The following is a 15,874-nucleotide window of genomic DNA, read 5'->3' on the forward strand; positions in this document are numbered from 1 at the left end:
CTACGCCGATGCGAGATAGGCGACGGCGTCAAGCATCCGCTCTCCCGCGGCCCGCAGCTTGGTCACGTCGGGGCCGGCGCGCAACACCTGGCGCGCCACGGCGGGCAGCAGCTGGTGCGAGGCCGCCCCACCCAGGCCGGCCAGCGCCTCCGGACGTCCGCCCTGGGCCCCCACGCCGGGGACCAGCACCGGCCCGGTGAAGGCGCTGAGATCGGGGGGATGCGGCACCGTTGCGCCGACGACCACGCCCACGGATCCGGGTTCGGACCCGTGAGCAGCGTTGGCGGCCCGATTGTAAAGGTCAGCCTGGTCGACGATGAGCTGGGCCACGCAGCGGCCGTCGACGGTGGCGCGCTGCACGGTCGCGCCCTCCGGGTTGGAGGTCGCCGCCACCACAAACACCCCGCGGCCATGCGCGGCCGCCACCTCCAGCAGCGGCCGCAGCGAGCCGAAACCCAAATAGGGTGAGGCCGTCACGGCGTCGACGGCCAGCGGCGAGTCGCCCGCCCAGGCCGCGGCGTACGCCGCCATCGTCGACCCGATGTCCCCGCGTTTGGCGTCGGCCAGCACCAGCACCCCGGCCCCGCGCAGCGCGGCGATGGTGCGTTCCAGCACCGCGTACCCGGCGGCGCCGTAGGCCTCGAAAAACGCCACCTGGGGTTTGACCACCGCGAAACCGGCGAAGGCCCGCACGCAGATGTCGCAGAACGCGGCCAACCCGTCGATGGTGGCCGGCAGCTCCCAGGCCCGCAGCAGCTCGGGGTGCGGATCGATGCCCAGGCACAGCGGGCCGCGGCGCGCCTTTGCCTCGGCCAGCCGGAGGCCGAACCCGGTCACCGCTCGGCGCCCCCGATCACCCGGTGCAGCTCCTGCAGTGACCGCACCCCGATGTCGCCGCGGATTCCCGCCTCGATGCCCTGCACGGCCGCGGATGCGCCCTGCACCGTGGTGATGCAGGGGATGTTGCCGGCCACCGCCGCCGAGCGGATCTCATAGCCGTCGATGCGCGGTCCGGAGTTGCCGTAGGGGGTGTTGATGACCATGTCGACCTCGCCGGCCCGGATGGCGTCCACCGCCGACATCGCCGGACGGCCGGGCTGCGCCGGCTCGAAATGTTTGCGGACCTCGTCGCAGGGAATACCGTTGCGGCGCAGCATCTCTGCGGTGCCTTCGGTGGCAAGAACGCGAAAGCCCAGATCGGCCAGCCGCTTGACCGGAAACACCAGCGACCGCTTGTCCCGGTTGGCAACCGACACGAACACCGTCCCCTGGGCCGGCAGCGAGCCGTAGGCGGCGGTCTGGCTCTTGGCGAACGCGCTGCCGAAATCGCGGTCGATCCCCATGACCTCGCCGGTCGATTTCATCTCCGGACCGAGCAGGGAATCGATCGCCGCCCCGTCGGCGCGCCGGAACCGGTGGAAGGGCAACACGGCTTCCTTGACCGCGATGGGGGCGTGCGGGCCGGCGTTGGCACCGTCCCCACAGGCGGCCAGCATTCCCTCGGCGCGCAGCTGGGCGATGCTGGCGCCCAACATGATCCGGGCGCATGCCTTGGCAAGGGGCACGGCTGTGGCTTTGGATACAAAAGGAACGGTACGGCTCGCTCTCGGATTGGCCTCCAGCACGTAGAGCACGTCGTCTTTCAGCGCGTACTGCACATTGAGCAGGCCCACCACGCCGATGCCATGGGCAATGGCCTCGGTGGCCGCGCGCACCTTCTCGATGTCGCTGCGGCCCAGCGTCACCGGCGGCAGCGCACAGGCCGAATCACCGGAGTGGATGCCGGCCTCCTCGATGTGCTCCATGATCCCGCCGAGGTAGACCTCGGCGCCGTCGCACAATGCGTCCACGTCGATCTCGACCGCGTCCTCCAGGAAGCGGTCGACCAGCACCGGGTGCTCGGGGGAGAGCTGGGTGGCGCGGGTGATGTAGCCCTGCAGGGTCTGCTCGTCGTAGACGATCTCCATGCCGCGACCACCCAGCACATACGACGGCCGTACCAGCACCGGGTAGCCGATCTCCTCGGCGATCCGGCGGGCCTGGGCGAAAGTGGTTGCGGTGCCGTACTTTGGCGCCGGCAGTCCGGCCGCGTTCAGCAGGTCGCCGAACGCGCCGCGGTCCTCGGCCAGGTCAATGGCCTCCGGCGGGGTGCCCACGATCGGGACGCCGGCGTCGGCGAGCCGTTGCGCCAGCCCGAGCGGGGTCTGGCCGCCGAGCTGCACGATGACGCCGGACACTCCCGGGCCGCCGGCGGCCGACCGCGTCTCGGCGTGGTAGACCTCCAGGACGTCCTCGAACGTCAGCGGCTCGAAGTACAACCGGTCGGCGGTGTCGTAGTCGGTGGACACCGTCTCCGGGTTGCAGTTGACCATGACCGTCTCAAAACCGGCCTGGCTCAATGTGGTTGCCGCATGCACGCAGCTGTAGTCGAACTCGATGCCCTGCCCGATCCGGTTGGGCCCGGATCCCAGGATCAGCACCTTCGGCTTGTCGGTCTGCGGGGCCACCTCGGTCTCGGCGGCGGGGTCGAGCTCGTAGCTGCTGTAGTGGTAGGGCGTCTTGGCCTCGAACTCCGCCGCGCAGGTGTCCACCGTCTTGTACACCGGGTGGATGCCCAGCCGGGTGCGCAGTGACCGCACCCCGTTTTCCCCGGCCAATTCCGGTCGCAGCGCAGCGATCTGGCGATCCGACAGTCCGCTGTGCTTGGCGCATCGCAGCAGGTCGGCGTCCAGCACGGGTGCCTCGACGAGCTCGTTGCGCAGGTTTACCAGCTCGTTGATCTGGGCGATAAACCATGGGTCGACACCGCTGGCCTCGGACACCCGTTCCACCGTCGCACCCAGCCGCAGCGCCAGTTCGATGTCGTAGAGCCGGCCCTCGGTCGGGGTTTGCAGCCGGGTCAGGGCGCCCTCGACGCCGCCGTCGGGGTCCGGGGCCGTCCAGAACCCGGCGCGGGTCGTCTCCAGCGAGCGCATTACCTTGCCGAGCGCCTCGACGAAGTTGCGGCCCAACGACATTGCCTCGCCGACGGATTTCATCGTGGTGGTCAGCGTCGGATCGGCGCCGGGGAATTTCTCGAACGCGAACCGCGGAGCCTTGACCACGATGTAGTCCAGGGTTGGTTCGAAGCAGGCCGGCGTTTGCATGGTGATGTCGTTGACGATCTCGTCGAGGGTGTAACCGATGGCCAGCTTGGCGGCGATTTTGGCGATCGGGAAGCCGGTGGCCTTGGACGCCAGCGCACTTGACCGCGACACCCGGGGGTTCATCTCGATGACGATCAACCGGCCGTCGCGCGGGTTGACCGCGAACTGGATATTGCAGCCGCCGGTGTCCACGCCGACCTCGCGCAGGATCGCGATGCCCAGGTCGCGCATCCGCTGGTATTCCCGGTCGGTCAGCGTCATCGCCGGCGCGACGGTGACCGAGTCGCCGGTGTGCACGCCCATCGGGTCGACGTTTTCGATTGAGCACACCACCACCACGTTGTCGTGGCCGTCGCGCATCAGCTCGAGTTCGAATTCCTTCCAGCCGTAGATCGATTCCTCGATGAGCACGTTGGCGCTGGGTGAGGCCGCCAGCCCGGCGCCGGCCATCCGATCGACGTCCTCGGCGCTGTGCGCCATGCCCGAGCCCAGCCCACCCATGGTGAAGCTGGGCCGCACCACCACCGGCAGGCCGAGTTCAGCGACTGTCTCGCGCACTTCGTCCATGGTGAAACAGACTCGGCTGCGGGCGGATTCGCCGCCCACCTTGGTGACGATGTCCTTGAACCGTTGCCGGTCCTCGCCGCGCTGGATGGCGTCGAAATCGGCGCCGATCAGCTCGACGCCGTAGCGTTCCAGCACCCCGCTCTCGTATAGCGCGACCGCGGTGTTGAGCGCGGTCTGCCCGCCCAGGGTGGCCAGCAGCGCGTCGATCCTGTTGCCGCGCTCGGCCTGCTGGGCGATCACCCGCTTCACAAACGCCGGCGTGATCGGCTCGACATAGGTGTGGTCGGCGAACTCCGGGTCGGTCATGATGGTGGCCGGGTTCGAGTTGACCAGGCTGACCTGCAATCCCTCGGCGCGCAGCACCCGGCACGCTTGGGTGCCGGAGTAGTCGAACTCGCAGGCCTGCCCGATGACGATCGGCCCCGAACCGATCACCAGCACGTGGTGCAAGTCAGTCCGCCGCGGCACTAGCGGCCCTCCCCCGCCATCAGGTCGACGAACTGGTCGAACAGGTACTCCGCGTCGTGTGGGCCGGCGGCGGCCTCCGGGTGGTATTGCACCGAAAACGCCCGCCCGTCTTTGAGTTTCACGCCCTCGACCACACCGTCGTTGGCGCAGGTGTGGCTGACCACCGCCGGGCCGAACGGAGTGTCGAAGGACTGGCCCGCCTCCCCCTCGAGGGCAAAGCCGTGGTTTTGCGCGGTCACCGCGACCCGCCCGGTGGCGTGGTCGACGACCGGCACGTTGATCCCGCGGTGACCGAACACCATCTTGTAGGTCGACAGGCCCAGCGCCCGCCCCAGGATCTGGTTGCCGAAACAAATGCCGAACAACGGGATTCCGGCGCCCAGCACCTCGCGGGTGAGCGCGACGACGTGATCGGCGGTGGCCGGGTCGCCGGGGCCGTTGGACAAGAAGACGCCATGCGGGTTGAGTTCGGCGATCTGCTCGAAGGTGGCCGACGCCGGCAGCACGTGGCTGCGGACCCCACGCCGGGCGAAGTTGCGCGGGGTGTTGGTCTTGATACCAAGGTCCAGGGCTGCGACGGTAAACCTCGAAACGCCCCGTGGCCCGTCGGGTTCGACGACATAGGGCTGCGCGGTGCTGACCTCGCCGGCCAGATCGGCGCCCAGCATCGGCCGCTGGGCGCGCACCCGCTCGATCAGCTCGTCGAGGTCGGCGAGCGCCGCGCCGGAGAATACCCCCGCCTTCATCGACCCGCGGCTACGCAGATGCCGCACCACCGCCCGGGTGTCGATGCCGGCGATCCCGACGATGCGCTGGCGGATCAGCTCGTCCTCCAGCGTGCCGGTGGCGCGCCAGTTGGACGCCCGCGGCGACGGGTCGCGCACCGCGTAGCCGGCGACCCAGATCCGCTCGCCCCGGCTCTCGGCGTCCTCGCCGTTCCAGCCGGTGTTGCCGATCTGCGGCGCGGTGGCCACCACGATCTGGCGGTGGTAGCTGGGATCGGTCAACGTTTCCTGGTAGCCGGACATGCCGGTGGAAAACACGGCCTCGCCTAGTGTCTGGCCGATCGCGCCGAACGGTGTTCCGGTGAATACCCGGCCGTCCTCGAGGACCAACACAGCTTTGCTCACACGGCCTCCAGCCACACCGCGTACTCGTCGCGGTTGTCCGTCCGAAACCCGGTGTCGATCTCGGTGCCCGACGGCAGCTGCCATCGGATCGCCAGGATGCCATCGCCGAGTACCACCTTGCCGGCGATGCCGCGCTCGGTCCGGATGGCGGTGATCGACTCCTGTGGAATCCAAATCGGTTGGGAATGAACGCGTTCCACCATGATGCCCGCGGGATGGCGGGTCAGCACCGCCCTGCTGCGGTAGCCGAGATCGCCGACGGTGACCCGCTCGTTCCAGGCCGGCGACAGCGTGCAGCCCACATACAGGCCGCGGGTGGTGAGGGTCGCCGGGCCCATGTCGTGGGGCGGGTCGGGCAGGGCGCCGATCAGCGGCGCCTGCCGCTGCGCCCGGCGCCGCCAGCCGCGCATCATCAGCCGGATCGTCACCGCGATCACCAGCACCACCGTCGCCGCCAAGATCAGCGACCCCACCAGCGTGCCGGAGTTCATGCGCGCCGCCCCTCTCCCCCGCAAGCGGGTGGGGATACCTGCCACTTGTGGGGGCGTACCCCCACATCGCTCTTTTGCTCTGCATCGTCGCCGGCGCGGTTCATCCCGGACTCTTCCCGTCCCGCGCGGTGACCTTCCCGCGCAGCAGCGTCGCCGTCACGGTCGCCGGCAAGCTCATCGACTCGAACGGCGTGTTGGCCGACCGGCTGGCCAGGTCGGCGCCGGCCACCGTCCAGGTGGCATCGGGGTCCACCACGGTCAGGTTGGCCGGCTCCCCCACCTCCAGCGGCCGACCTTGGTCGGGCAAGCCGACGATCCGGGCCGGGTTCTCGCTCATCACCCGCGCGACGTCGCGCCAGCTCAACAGCCCCGGCGCCACCATCGTCCGCACCACCACCGACAGCGCCGTCTGCAACCCCAGCACGCCGGGACGCGCCGCGGCGAACTCGACGCATTTCTCGTGCTCGGCGTGCGGGGCATGGTCGGTGGCCACACAGTCGATGATCCCGTCGGCCAGCGCCTGGCGCAGCGCGATGGCATCGGAGGCTTCGCGCAGCGGCGGGTTGACCCGGTTCACCCCGTCATAGCTTGCCAGCCGGCTGTCGTCGAGCAGCAGGTGATGCGGGGTGACCTCGGCGGTGATCGAAATGCCTTGTTCCTTAGCCCATTTCAGTATCGCGACGGTGCCCGCGGTCGAGGCGTGGCAGATGTGCACGCGGGCGCCCGCGTCGCGGGCCAGCAGGGTGTCGCGGGCGACGATCGATTCTTCGGCGGCCCGCGGCCAGCCCGCCAGGCCCAGCCGCGCCGCCGTGGGCCCCTCGTGCGCGACGGCGCCGACGGTGAGCCTGGGCTCCTCAGCGTGCTGGGCGATGAGCACCCCCAGCCCGGTGGCGTATTCCAGGGCCCGGCGCATCACCAGCGGGTCATGCACGCAGACTCCGTCGTCGGAGAACATCCGCACCTGGGCGGCGCCGGCGGCCATCATGCCCATCTCGGTCAACTCGGCGCCGGCCAGCCCGACGGTGACCGCGCCGACGGGGTGCACGTCGACCAGACCGACCTGCTGGCCGCGGTGCCAGACGTGGTCGGTGACCACCGGACTGTCGGCCACCGGGTCGGTGTTGGCCATCGCGAACACCGCGGTGTAGCCTCCGAGAGCCGCTGCCGCCGAACCGGTTTCGATGTCCTCGGCATATTCGCGGCCGGGCTCACGCAGGTGGGTGTGCAGGTCGACCAGTCCGGGTAACAGCACCTGCCCGGTGGCGTCGATGACGTCTGCGGTATCCGGGATGGCCAGTCCGGGGCCGATGCCGGCGATCTGGCCCTCGTAGCCGGGACTGTCGACCAGCACGTCGACCCGCTTCCCCTCGCCGTAGAGGCGCACACCGCGGATCAGTACCGTCATGCGACGTCCGCCTCCGTCCCGACCAAGACGTGGAACAGCACCGCCATCCGCACATGCACCCCGTTGGAAACCTGGTGCAGCACTGCCGACTGCGACGAGTCTGCCACCGCGGAGGTGATTTCCATGCCGCGCAGCATCGGCCCGGGATGCAGCACCACGGCATGGCCGGGCAGCATCACCTGGCGCCGCGCGGAAAGCCCGTAGCGGGTCGAATACTCCCGCACCGAGGGGAAGAAACCACCGGTCATCCGCTCGGCCTGGACCCGCAACATCATGACCGCGTCGGCGGCGGGCAGCTCGGCATCGAAATCGTGGGAGACGGTGACGGGCCAGCCGTCCACCCCCACCGGCAGCAACGTCGGTGGCGCCACCAGCACCACCTCCGCGCCCAACGTGTGCAGCAGCGTGACGTTGGAGCGGGCGACCCGGCTGTGCAGGATGTCGCCGACGATCACCACGCGCCGGCCTTCGATGCCGCCCAGGCGCTGCCGGATGGTCAACGCGTCCAGCAGCGCCTGGGTCGGGTGCTCGTGGGTGCCGTCACCGGCATTGATCACCGACGGACCGTCACCGTGGGCCGCTGTCCAGTCGGCCAGCAGATGCGCGGCCCCGGATGCCGGATGGCGGATGATCAGCGCGTCGGCACCGGCGGCGCGCAGCGTGAGCGCGGTGTCGCGCAGCGACTCGCCCTTGCCCACCGACGAGCCGGCCGCGCTGACATTGATCACGTCGGCGCTCATCCACTTGCCGGCCACCTCGAACGACACCCGGGTGCGGGTCGAGTTCTCGTAGAACATCGTGACCACGGTGCGCCCGCGCAGCGTCGGCAGCTTCTTGATCTCGCGACCCACCAGCGCCTGCGCGAACCGGTCGGCGTCGTCGAGGATGGCCGTGGCGTCGTCGCGGCTTAAATCGCCGGCGGTTAGCAGGTGTCGGCTCACGAGGCGCCGTCCCGGGAGATGACCACGCCGTCGCGACCGTCGTGCTCACGCAGCCGCACGTGTACGCTCTCACCGCGCGAGGTGGGCACGTTCTTGCCGACGTAGTCGGCACGCACCGGCAGTTCGCGGTGGCCGCGGTCGACCAGCACGGCCAGTTGCACGGCGCGTGGCCGGCCCACGTCCCGCAGCGCGTCCAGGGCGGAGCGCACCGAGCGGCCGGAATAGAGCACATCGTCGACGAGGATCACCAGCGCGTCGTCGATGCCGCCGGCCGGGATCGAGGTGGCCTCCAGCGGACGTGGCGGCTTGATCATCAGGTCGTCGCGGTAGAGGGTGATGTCCAGCGCCCCGTGGCCCACGGTGACACCGCTGTATTGGCCGATATTGGTGGCCAGACGACTGGCCAGGGTCACGCCGCGAGTGGGGATGCCCAGCAGCACCACCCGCGGGGCGTCGGGACTGTCGAGCGCGGTCTTTTCGATGATCTGGTGCGCCATGCGGGAGATGGTGCGGCCGACGTCGGCCGCGGACATCAACTCCCTGCCGGTGGCGCCGGTGGCACCCATGCGGAACCCTGACCTCCTTCTCCGCCTCACCGGACGGATCGTTAAAGGATGTCGACTGCCCGGGAGCGTAGCACGCCCCCCCCCCCCGCGGCGACGATGCGGGGCGCGCAGCGGCCCGAGGAGGAGCGCGGCAACGGCGTGGTGATATGGCATGTGCCAGCGCTTTGGGGCGGCACATCATGACCGCCGCCGGTGCTGGTGTGACGGCTGGGACGCCCGTGATCGGCAGCGCCCGCACCCAACTGGGCGCGCAGGTTAGGCTTGGAAAAATGGCAAGGTCTTCATCTTCGGGCTCTTCCCGTCTCGATTTCGACGCCCTCTACCGCGGCGAGAGTCCCGGCGAAGGCCTGCCGGCGGTGACCACGCCACCCTGGGACACCAAGGCGCCCAAGGAGAATGTCATCGCGTGGCAGACCGCCGGCTGGGTGCACGGCGACGTGGTGGACATGGGCTGCGGGCTCGGCGACAACGCGATCTACCTGGCCCAGCACGGATACCGGGTGACCGGGCTGGACATCTCCCCGACCGCGCTGATCACCGCCGAGCGCCGGGCCGCCGACGCCGGGGTGGACGTGAAGTTCGCCGTGGCCGACGCCACCACGCTGCACGACTACACCAACGCCTTCGACACCGTCATCGACAGCGGCATGTTCCACTGCCTCGACGACGACGGCAAGCGCAGCTACGCCGCCGCCGTGCACCGCGCCACCCGCCCGGGCGCCACCCTGTTGCTCAGCTGCTTTTCCGACGCCAACCCGCCCGACGAGCAATGGCCGCGGCCGGCGGTGTCCGAACAGACGCTGCGGGAAGTCCTCGGCGGCGCCGGCTGGGACATCGCCTCGCTGCAGCCCGTCACGGTGCGCCGCGAACTGGACGGGAACGAGGTGGAGATGGCGTTCTGGTATCTGCGGGCGCACCGGCGCGACTAACCCGGGTCGTACCCCTGGCGGCCCTCGTGCGCCCAGGCCAGCAGATCCGGCGGGGCGAGCTGGTTGATGCGGTGGTTGTAGCGCCAGCACTCGGCATAGCCGAGGTACCGTTGCCACTCTCCGCTGCCGCCCCTGCGGAAGAATCGTTCGTCGCTGCGCCAGATGCCGTCGGTGGTGTTGGGGGCGATTTCTGAGGCGCGCGAACGCATCGCAGCCAGGGTGGCGTACCGGGCCAGCTCCCGGGCACGATCGCGGCTCACGTCGAATCTCAGCACCGCGGCCAGCCGGAGCAACTCTCCCACCAGGTCGCGCTGGTAGTCGGCGTAGTGGAACAGGGCCACGTTGGGCAGCTGGCGGCGCTCCCAGACCTTGCCGTATTGGTGCAGCACGTTGGCGAGCGTGCCAATCCCCTGGGGGGGCGTGAACCCCACCCCGGGGGGCGGCAAAGCCGGCCCCTCCAGCCAGTGCCGGAACTCCTCGGCCGCGCTGCGCGCCCCGGCCGGCTCGGGGCCCGGGGGGCCGAATCGCTGGTGGGGCGGCACCGCGGCCTCGTGTAGCGCCCGCATCCGGTCACGATCCATGTTCGCGGCTTGGAACAGCATCGACACCGCCGCATCGCGCGGATCACGTCCCACACACAGGTAGCTGACCCGATCGTCGAGCACCAACCCGTCCAGCGGCGTGTGGGTCTTGATGAACCGGCGGTGCCGCTGGGCGTCGAGGACGGCGACGACCTGCTCGATCGGACGAATGGTTTGGTCGAGCCACGGGGATATCGTCGACAACGGCCCGGGCAGCTCCGGCCCGTCGAAGACAAGCAGCGACACCAGCCGCTGTGTCCAGGTCATGCCGCACTTGGGTGGTGTGGAGATGATGATGTCACCGTCGCGCAATTGCAGCGCGTCCCACCGCAGGTTGTCGGTCATCAACTCGCGGTACAAGACCCGGTCGGCCACCGGATGCCTCTCGTTCACCGCGGTCACCTCCGGATGATGTCGAAGAGCATGCCTTCGACGGTGACGCCCGGTGCGAAAGCAAACGCCATACCCGTGGAGATTGCCTTTGCCGATTCCGCATGCCGCACCATCATGTCCAACACGAAGATCAGCGAGACGCTGAGCATGTTGCCGAACCGTGCCAGCACCTGCCAGCTCTGCCCGGCCCGCTCCGAGGAAATCCCCAGCGAGCGCACCGATTGCTCGATGATCTTGGGCCCGCCCGGATGAATCGCCCACAGATCGATGTCGGATTTCTGTAACCCGTTGTCCCGCAAGACCTCTGCGACTATCGAAGCGACGCCGGCGTAGATGTAGTCGGGAAGATTCTCGGACAGCTCGCAGGTGATGCCGTTGTGGTTGACGCCCAGCACGATGCCGTCTTCGGCGTCGTCGAGCAACTGGCTGAAGCCGCTGCGGATCACCACGCTGCCCGGCTCGAGTTTTTCCTGAACCTGGCTGGCGCCGATCACCAGTGCCCCGCAGCCGTCACCGAACAGGCTGTGAATGACGACGTTGTTGATGTCGTCGGCGAAAACGGCGTTCACCGAGCACAATTCGATGCACACCACCATCGCCTTCATGGCCGGGTGGGCGCGGACGTAGGTCGCGGCGATGCGGATGGCGTTGATCGCGGCCGCACATCCCATGAAGTTGACCACCACCCGCGACACCGACCGCGACAGGCCGAGTTCCTTGACGAGCGCGACATCCACACCCGGAGCGATGAATCCGGTGCTGGTGACGAACACCAGCAGGCCGATCTCACCGACGCCGTAGGCAAGGCCGGCCAGGGCACGCCGGCTCACGTCGACCGCCAGCGGAACCGCGTGCTGGTAGAACAGGTTCATCCGGTCCCGGATCGTTGCCGGATCCCGCCGGAAGGCATCGAACTCTGCGTCGAGAGGATCCACCGCCATCCGGCGGGTGGCGATCCGCGTCTTCTGATACACCCGCGGAATCCGTTCCCGCTGCGCGGGATCGAGGAACAGCCTGGCAACCCGCTCGGCCGCGGCGCACTGATTGACCACCCGGCTGGGCGCACCCGTCGCGATGCCTTCAACGACGGCCACCGTGGTCGGCGGGGCCGGCGGCAGCCGGGACAGGTCATACCGCGGTTGGTCGGCGGCCGGGCGCAGGGCGCCCCCCTCGGCCGGCGCGTTCATACCGACCCGATTCCGACGAAGCCCGAAACCACGTAGCCGGCGCTGGCTTTGAGGGCCGCGGGTGAGCAGTGCTCGCGGATGACGCCCCAGCGCCGTTCCTTGGCCTGACGGGAGGGCGACAGCAGGTATCTGCGGCACAGCTTCGGCAGCCGGTCGGTGACGAAACTCTTTGCGGGAAGCCACTCGACGCCGAACTTGGCCGCCTCTTCGCGCACCACGTCCTCGGTGACGATGTTGGCGAACCCGCTGCGCTGGAACGGCAGGACGTGATGAACGCGGTGCGAACTCAGGCCGGCCGACAAGAAGCAGTCGACGTAGCGATTCCCGACCACCATCAGGTCGTTGGCATGCACGACTTGGTCGACGCCCCAATCCTGCCCGGTGGGGGTCTCGTCGTCGGCGTCCTCGAACTCGTGGCTGGCCACCACCAGCAGGGTGCTGACCCACAGGGTCGCGACGAATTGCAGTGCCCAGGCCCAGAAGTCGCCCGCCAGTGCGAAGACCACCAGCTCACCGACCAGCAGCAGACGGACGCCCGAAGACCCGAGGAAGTGCGCCAACGCGCCACGCCAGGTTCCGTAGGTCTGCTCGACGCCAACCTTGCGGGTGATCCGCCAGACGTCGGCGATCCGGATGGCCATGCCGCTGACCAGGTGGCCGAACTTGTGAATGGTATGTACCGGAACGCGATACAGCCTGGGTAGCCGCATCATCATGGTGAAGACGTTCTTCTTGATGTCCACGTCGCTCTGGGTGTACGGGTGGTGCAGCAGGGTGTGCCCGTCGGCGGTGACCAAGGCCAACGCGACGTAGTTCATGTCGAAGGCGTTGGCCAACGCCCTGGTGATGCCCCGTTGCGCGCGATGCAACGCGTAATGACCAAACCCGGCCAGCGAGTTGCGCAGCAGGACCATCGCAATGACGAAGGCCGGCAACGGCATCCACCGGGATTCGGCCAGGCGCACACCCTGGACCGCGACGTAGGCGACGGCAAGTACCACCACCACGACGTTGAAGAGGGTGTCCATGCGCTTGATCCGCACGGCCAGCGCGGGCTCGTCAAGGCGCGCTTTGACGCGGTGCATCAAGTCGTTTCGGTTGTCGAAGCGGTAGTTCGGTGTGTCCCGCCAGCTGTTGAAGTCGTCCTTGAACAGGAATGGCGGGGCATTGTGCTTGGGATGGATGTCCCGTGGCGTTGCCTCCCGGCCCAACGCAAACCGGCGCTGCAGGATCCGCTCGATCTTGGCCGGATCCCGGTGGTAGGACGCGACGATCGCGGTGATGTCGCGGTTTCTGGTGCGGCCAATGAAGAAGGCCCCGCCGGGATGTTTGGCGATCCAATCGGTCAGGTCGTATGCGCGCCCGTGGTAAACCCACACGTCCGACAGCGGTTGCCCACCCGGCGGAGGACCGGGGCGCGGACCGGGGTCGCGCTCCTCAACGTCGGGGAGGTTGTTCGTCATTGCTGTTCCTCCAGGTCTATCGGGGGAAATCGGGCGCTGGCCGGCGGTTCCGAGCGAGCTTTCCCATGGTGGGGCAATGTTCTTGGAGGATTCTCAAGGGATTTCCGGACCGGCGAAATACCGTGCCTCGATGAGGCCGCACCGGATCCGCTGCGCGTCAGGCGTGAACCGCGGACGAGAACCGGCCCGGGGACCGCCGGCGGCCGCTGGAGCACGCGAGCCACCGTGCGGCGGTGGCGGACCGGTTCCCGATCCGCAGGTCACCGGCGCGGCTATCCCGTCGGGTTGGGGATGGTGACCGGCGCTCCCCAATCGGACAGCGTGATATCGACGTTGCCCTGGCCCTTGGTGATGACCATCCGCATCAGGTTCGCGGCGGGTGCCGGAGTGGAGGCGTTGACGTCAACAATCCACACGGTGATCGGGAGGGTCCCCCCGCCTTTGCCCAACTGAGGCACGATCGGATCGATCACCGCGGCGGCGATGGTTCCGGACACCTTGACGGTGGCCACGCCGTTGACCGTCTCGTTGCCCTCGACCTTGGGGTCCTGCACCTGCGCGACGGCGGCGCCCAGACCCCGGTCCTTGTCGAGGATGATGCCCGGGTCGTAGATCTTTTCCGCCGGGCCGACCGAGGTGTAGCCGCCGCCGTCGCCCTTGGTGTACATGGTCTTGTTGGTGACCAGGAATTGGGTGTCGACCGCCGGGGTGTTGGGCTGCATCCGAACCTTGGCCGTGCCGACCGCTTGGCCGTTGCCCTGCGGCTGGTTGGTCACGTCGGCGTCGACGCTCTCAAACGGCAGCGTGGAAAGGTTGTTGACGGCCACCGTCAGGTGGACCGAACGCAGGGCCTTGGTCGCCTTGGAGCTGTCCTGCAGGATCTGCGCGGCTTGCGGCGAGGGCGCGCCGGACGTCACGGTCGCCGCCGAGGTACCCGTCGGGCCGGCCGTCGGCGAGGTGGCGGTGGTCGATTTCTTTCCGCAGCCGGTGATGACGGTTGCCAAAAGTGCTGTCGCGACCAAGATCACGATTGACCCCAGGGTCACGGGTGGAAGGGAACTGCGTCGGTGGGAGCTTTGCGCGTGTGCGATCAAGCCATTCATGGCCAGCCTTTGCTGAGTGATCCGACCGGTGGTACTGGGCGGCGGCTCGCCACCCTCGTCGTACGGCACGGGCGGAGCCCGGAATGCCTGCCCCCGCCCATGCTGCGGGTCTCGGTGACTGCATACCCACACCCTGGTTCACCAGCAACGACATCATCGTCATCGACATGCCGCTGTGCTCACAGCATGTTCCCCAGATCACATTCGCCGGAGAGCGCGACAGTAACACGCGGCCGCGGCGCGCGAAATAGCCCACCGCCGTCGGCTTCGGCACCGTGTCGCTAACCTGAACCGGGTGAACCTCGACGGCAATCAGGCAACCATCCGCGAGGTGTGCGACGCCGGCTTGCTGGCGGGCGCGGTGACGGTGGTCTGGCAGCGTGGAGAGGTGTTGCAGGTCAACGAGATCGGCTACCGCGACGTCGACGCCGGCCTGCCGATGCGACGGGACACGCTGTTTCGCATCGCGTCGATGACCAAGCCGGTCACGGTGGCCGCGGCGATGAGCCTGGTCGACGACGGCAGGCTGGCACTGCGTGATCCGATCGCCCGCTGGGTTCCGGAGCTGGCCGATGTGCCGGTGCTGGACGACCCGCACGGCCCGCTGCACCGCACGCATCCGGCACGGCGGGCCATCCTGGTCGAGGATCTGCTCACCCACACCAGCGGCCTGGCGTACAGCTTTTCGGTATCCGGGCCGGTCTCGCGGGCATACATGCGACTGCCGTTCGACCAGGGTCCGGACGCTTGGCTGGCCGCCCTTGCCGCCCTGCCGTTGGTCCACCAGCCCGGCGACCGGGTGACCTACAGTCACGCCATCGATGTGCTGGGCGTCATCGTGAGCCGCATCGAAGACAAGCCATTCCACCGGGTCCTCGACGAGCGGGTGCTGGGTCCGGCGGGCATGTCCGACACCGGCTTCTTCGTCTCCGCGCCGGCGCGCCGACGCGCCGCGACCATGTACCGGTTCGACGACGAGGATCGCTTGCGCGGCGGGGTGATGGGGCCGCCCCCCGTCACGCCGCCGACGTTCTGCAATGCCGGCGGCGGGTTGTGGTCGACCGCCGACGACTACCTACGGTTCGTGCGAATGCTGTTGGGCGATGGGACGGTCGACGGTGTCCCGGTGCTGTCACCGGAATCGGCGCGCCTGATGCGCACCGACCGGCTGAGCGACCAGCAGAAGCGGCACGACTTCCTGGGCGCGCCGTTCTGGGTGGGCCGGGGATTTGGGCTGAACCTGTCGGTGGTGACCGACCCGGCGAAGTCCGCGCCGCTGTTCGGGCCCGGCGGGCTGGGAACGTTCAGCTGGCCCGGCGCATACGGGACGTGGTGGCAGGCCGACCCGACCGCGGACCTGATCCTGCTGTATCTGATCCAGCATTGTCCCGACCTGTCCGTGGACGCGGCGGAGGCCGTCGCCGGCAACCCGGCCCTGGCGAAGATGCGGGCGGCGCAGCCGAAGTTCGTCCGGCACACCTATCGGGCGCTCGGGCTCTAGGCT

The 15,874-nt window shown here is 68.8% G+C and carries 13 protein-coding genes; 2 read left to right on the forward strand and 11 right to left on the reverse strand.

Annotation, left to right across the window (positions count from 1 at the left end):
• From pyrF to pyrR, 7 genes are all read right to left on the reverse strand, one after another.
• Nucleotides 1-837, reverse strand: coding sequence for an orotidine-5'-phosphate decarboxylase (gene pyrF / locus G6N20_RS09090; RefSeq protein ID WP_083048458.1), 837 nt, complete (start codon nucleotides 835-837; stop codon nucleotides 1-3).
• Complete coding sequence (gene carB / locus G6N20_RS09095) at nucleotides 834-4,181, reverse strand: carbamoyl-phosphate synthase large subunit (RefSeq protein WP_083048456.1); 3,348 nt, start codon at nucleotides 4,179-4,181, stop codon at nucleotides 834-836. The genes pyrF and carB overlap by 4 nt, the downstream gene beginning before the upstream one ends.
• Entirely contained in the window at nucleotides 4,181-5,311 is a 1,131-nt protein-coding gene (gene carA, locus G6N20_RS09100) for a glutamine-hydrolyzing carbamoyl-phosphate synthase small subunit (RefSeq protein ID WP_083048454.1), read from the reverse strand. The genes carB and carA overlap by 1 nt, the downstream gene beginning before the upstream one ends.
• Nucleotides 5,308-5,802 (reverse strand): PH-like domain-containing protein, encoded by a 495-nt coding sequence (locus tag G6N20_RS09105; protein ID WP_083048453.1) that lies wholly within the window; start codon nucleotides 5,800-5,802, stop codon nucleotides 5,308-5,310. Before G6N20_RS09105 ends, carA begins: the two co-directional genes overlap by 4 nt.
• A 100-nt stretch (nucleotides 5,803-5,902) precedes the next feature.
• Nucleotides 5,903-7,207: a dihydroorotase gene (locus G6N20_RS09110; protein ID WP_083048451.1), complete on the reverse strand. Its 1,305-nt coding sequence runs from the start codon at nucleotides 7,205-7,207 to the stop codon at nucleotides 5,903-5,905.
• Nucleotides 7,204-8,148 carry an aspartate carbamoyltransferase catalytic subunit gene (locus G6N20_RS09115; protein ID WP_083048449.1) on the reverse strand — a complete coding sequence of 315 codons (945 nt, stop codon included), beginning with the start codon at nucleotides 8,146-8,148 and terminating at the stop codon, nucleotides 7,204-7,206. Before G6N20_RS09115 ends, G6N20_RS09110 begins: the two co-directional genes overlap by 4 nt.
• Nucleotides 8,145-8,714: a bifunctional pyr operon transcriptional regulator/uracil phosphoribosyltransferase PyrR gene (pyrR, locus tag G6N20_RS09120; RefSeq protein ID WP_083048447.1), complete on the reverse strand. Its 570-nt coding sequence runs from the start codon at nucleotides 8,712-8,714 to the stop codon at nucleotides 8,145-8,147. Before pyrR ends, G6N20_RS09115 begins: the two co-directional genes overlap by 4 nt.
• Nucleotides 8,715-8,983: 269 nt before the next feature.
• Here pyrR and G6N20_RS09125 point away from each other — a divergent pair, with 269 nt between their 5' ends.
• On the forward strand, nucleotides 8,984-9,643 hold the full coding sequence (locus G6N20_RS09125) for a class I SAM-dependent methyltransferase (RefSeq protein WP_083048499.1): 660 nt from the start codon (nucleotides 8,984-8,986) through the stop codon (nucleotides 9,641-9,643).
• On the opposite strand, the gene G6N20_RS09130 is transcribed toward G6N20_RS09125, so the two are convergent.
• The 4 genes from G6N20_RS09130 to G6N20_RS09145 form a co-directional block, all read right to left on the reverse strand.
• Nucleotides 9,640-10,617, reverse strand: coding sequence for a sulfotransferase domain-containing protein (locus tag G6N20_RS09130; protein ID WP_142272043.1), 978 nt, complete (start codon nucleotides 10,615-10,617; stop codon nucleotides 9,640-9,642). The genes G6N20_RS09125 and G6N20_RS09130 overlap by 4 nt on opposite strands.
• Before the next feature lie 5 nt (nucleotides 10,618-10,622).
• Complete coding sequence (locus G6N20_RS09135) at nucleotides 10,623-11,804, reverse strand: type III polyketide synthase (protein WP_083048445.1); 1,182 nt, start codon at nucleotides 11,802-11,804, stop codon at nucleotides 10,623-10,625.
• Entirely contained in the window at nucleotides 11,801-13,267 is a 1,467-nt protein-coding gene (locus G6N20_RS09140; protein ID WP_142272039.1) for a fatty acid desaturase, read from the reverse strand. Before G6N20_RS09140 ends, G6N20_RS09135 begins: the two co-directional genes overlap by 4 nt.
• A gap of 272 nt (nucleotides 13,268-13,539) precedes the next feature.
• Nucleotides 13,540-14,370, reverse strand: coding sequence for an LppX_LprAFG lipoprotein (locus G6N20_RS09145; protein ID WP_083048493.1), 831 nt, complete (start codon nucleotides 14,368-14,370; stop codon nucleotides 13,540-13,542).
• Between the two features lie 295 nt (nucleotides 14,371-14,665).
• Here G6N20_RS09145 and G6N20_RS09150 point away from each other — a divergent pair, with 295 nt between their 5' ends.
• Nucleotides 14,666-15,871, forward strand: a complete 1,206-nt coding sequence (locus G6N20_RS09150; protein ID WP_083048443.1) for a serine hydrolase domain-containing protein — start codon at nucleotides 14,666-14,668, stop codon at nucleotides 15,869-15,871.
• Nucleotides 15,872-15,874: the final 3 nt, after the last annotated feature.

The organism is Mycobacterium shinjukuense (genome assembly GCF_010730055.1).
Taxonomy (GTDB): Bacteria; Actinomycetota; Actinomycetes; order Mycobacteriales; family Mycobacteriaceae; genus Mycobacterium; species Mycobacterium shinjukuense.

Coding starts and splice junctions, on each gene's coding strand:
- G6N20_RS09105 (WP_083048453.1), bottom strand. CDS start 5,802: ATGAACTCCGGCACGCTGGTGGGGTCGCTGATCTTGGCGGCGACGGTG.
- G6N20_RS09110 (WP_083048451.1), bottom strand. CDS start 7,207: ATGACGGTACTGATCCGCGGTGTGCGCCTCTACGGCGAGGGGAAGCGG.
- pyrR (WP_083048447.1), bottom strand. CDS start 8,714: ATGGGTGCCACCGGCGCCACCGGCAGGGAGTTGATGTCCGCGGCCGAC.
- G6N20_RS09125 (WP_083048499.1), top strand. CDS start 8,984: ATGGCAAGGTCTTCATCTTCGGGCTCTTCCCGTCTCGATTTCGACGCC.
- G6N20_RS09135 (WP_083048445.1), bottom strand. CDS start 11,804: ATGAACGCGCCGGCCGAGGGGGGCGCCCTGCGCCCGGCCGCCGACCAA.
- G6N20_RS09140 (WP_142272039.1), bottom strand. CDS start 13,267: ATGACGAACAACCTCCCCGACGTTGAGGAGCGCGACCCCGGTCCGCGC.
- G6N20_RS09145 (WP_083048493.1), bottom strand. CDS start 14,370: ATGAATGGCTTGATCGCACACGCGCAAAGCTCCCACCGACGCAGTTCC.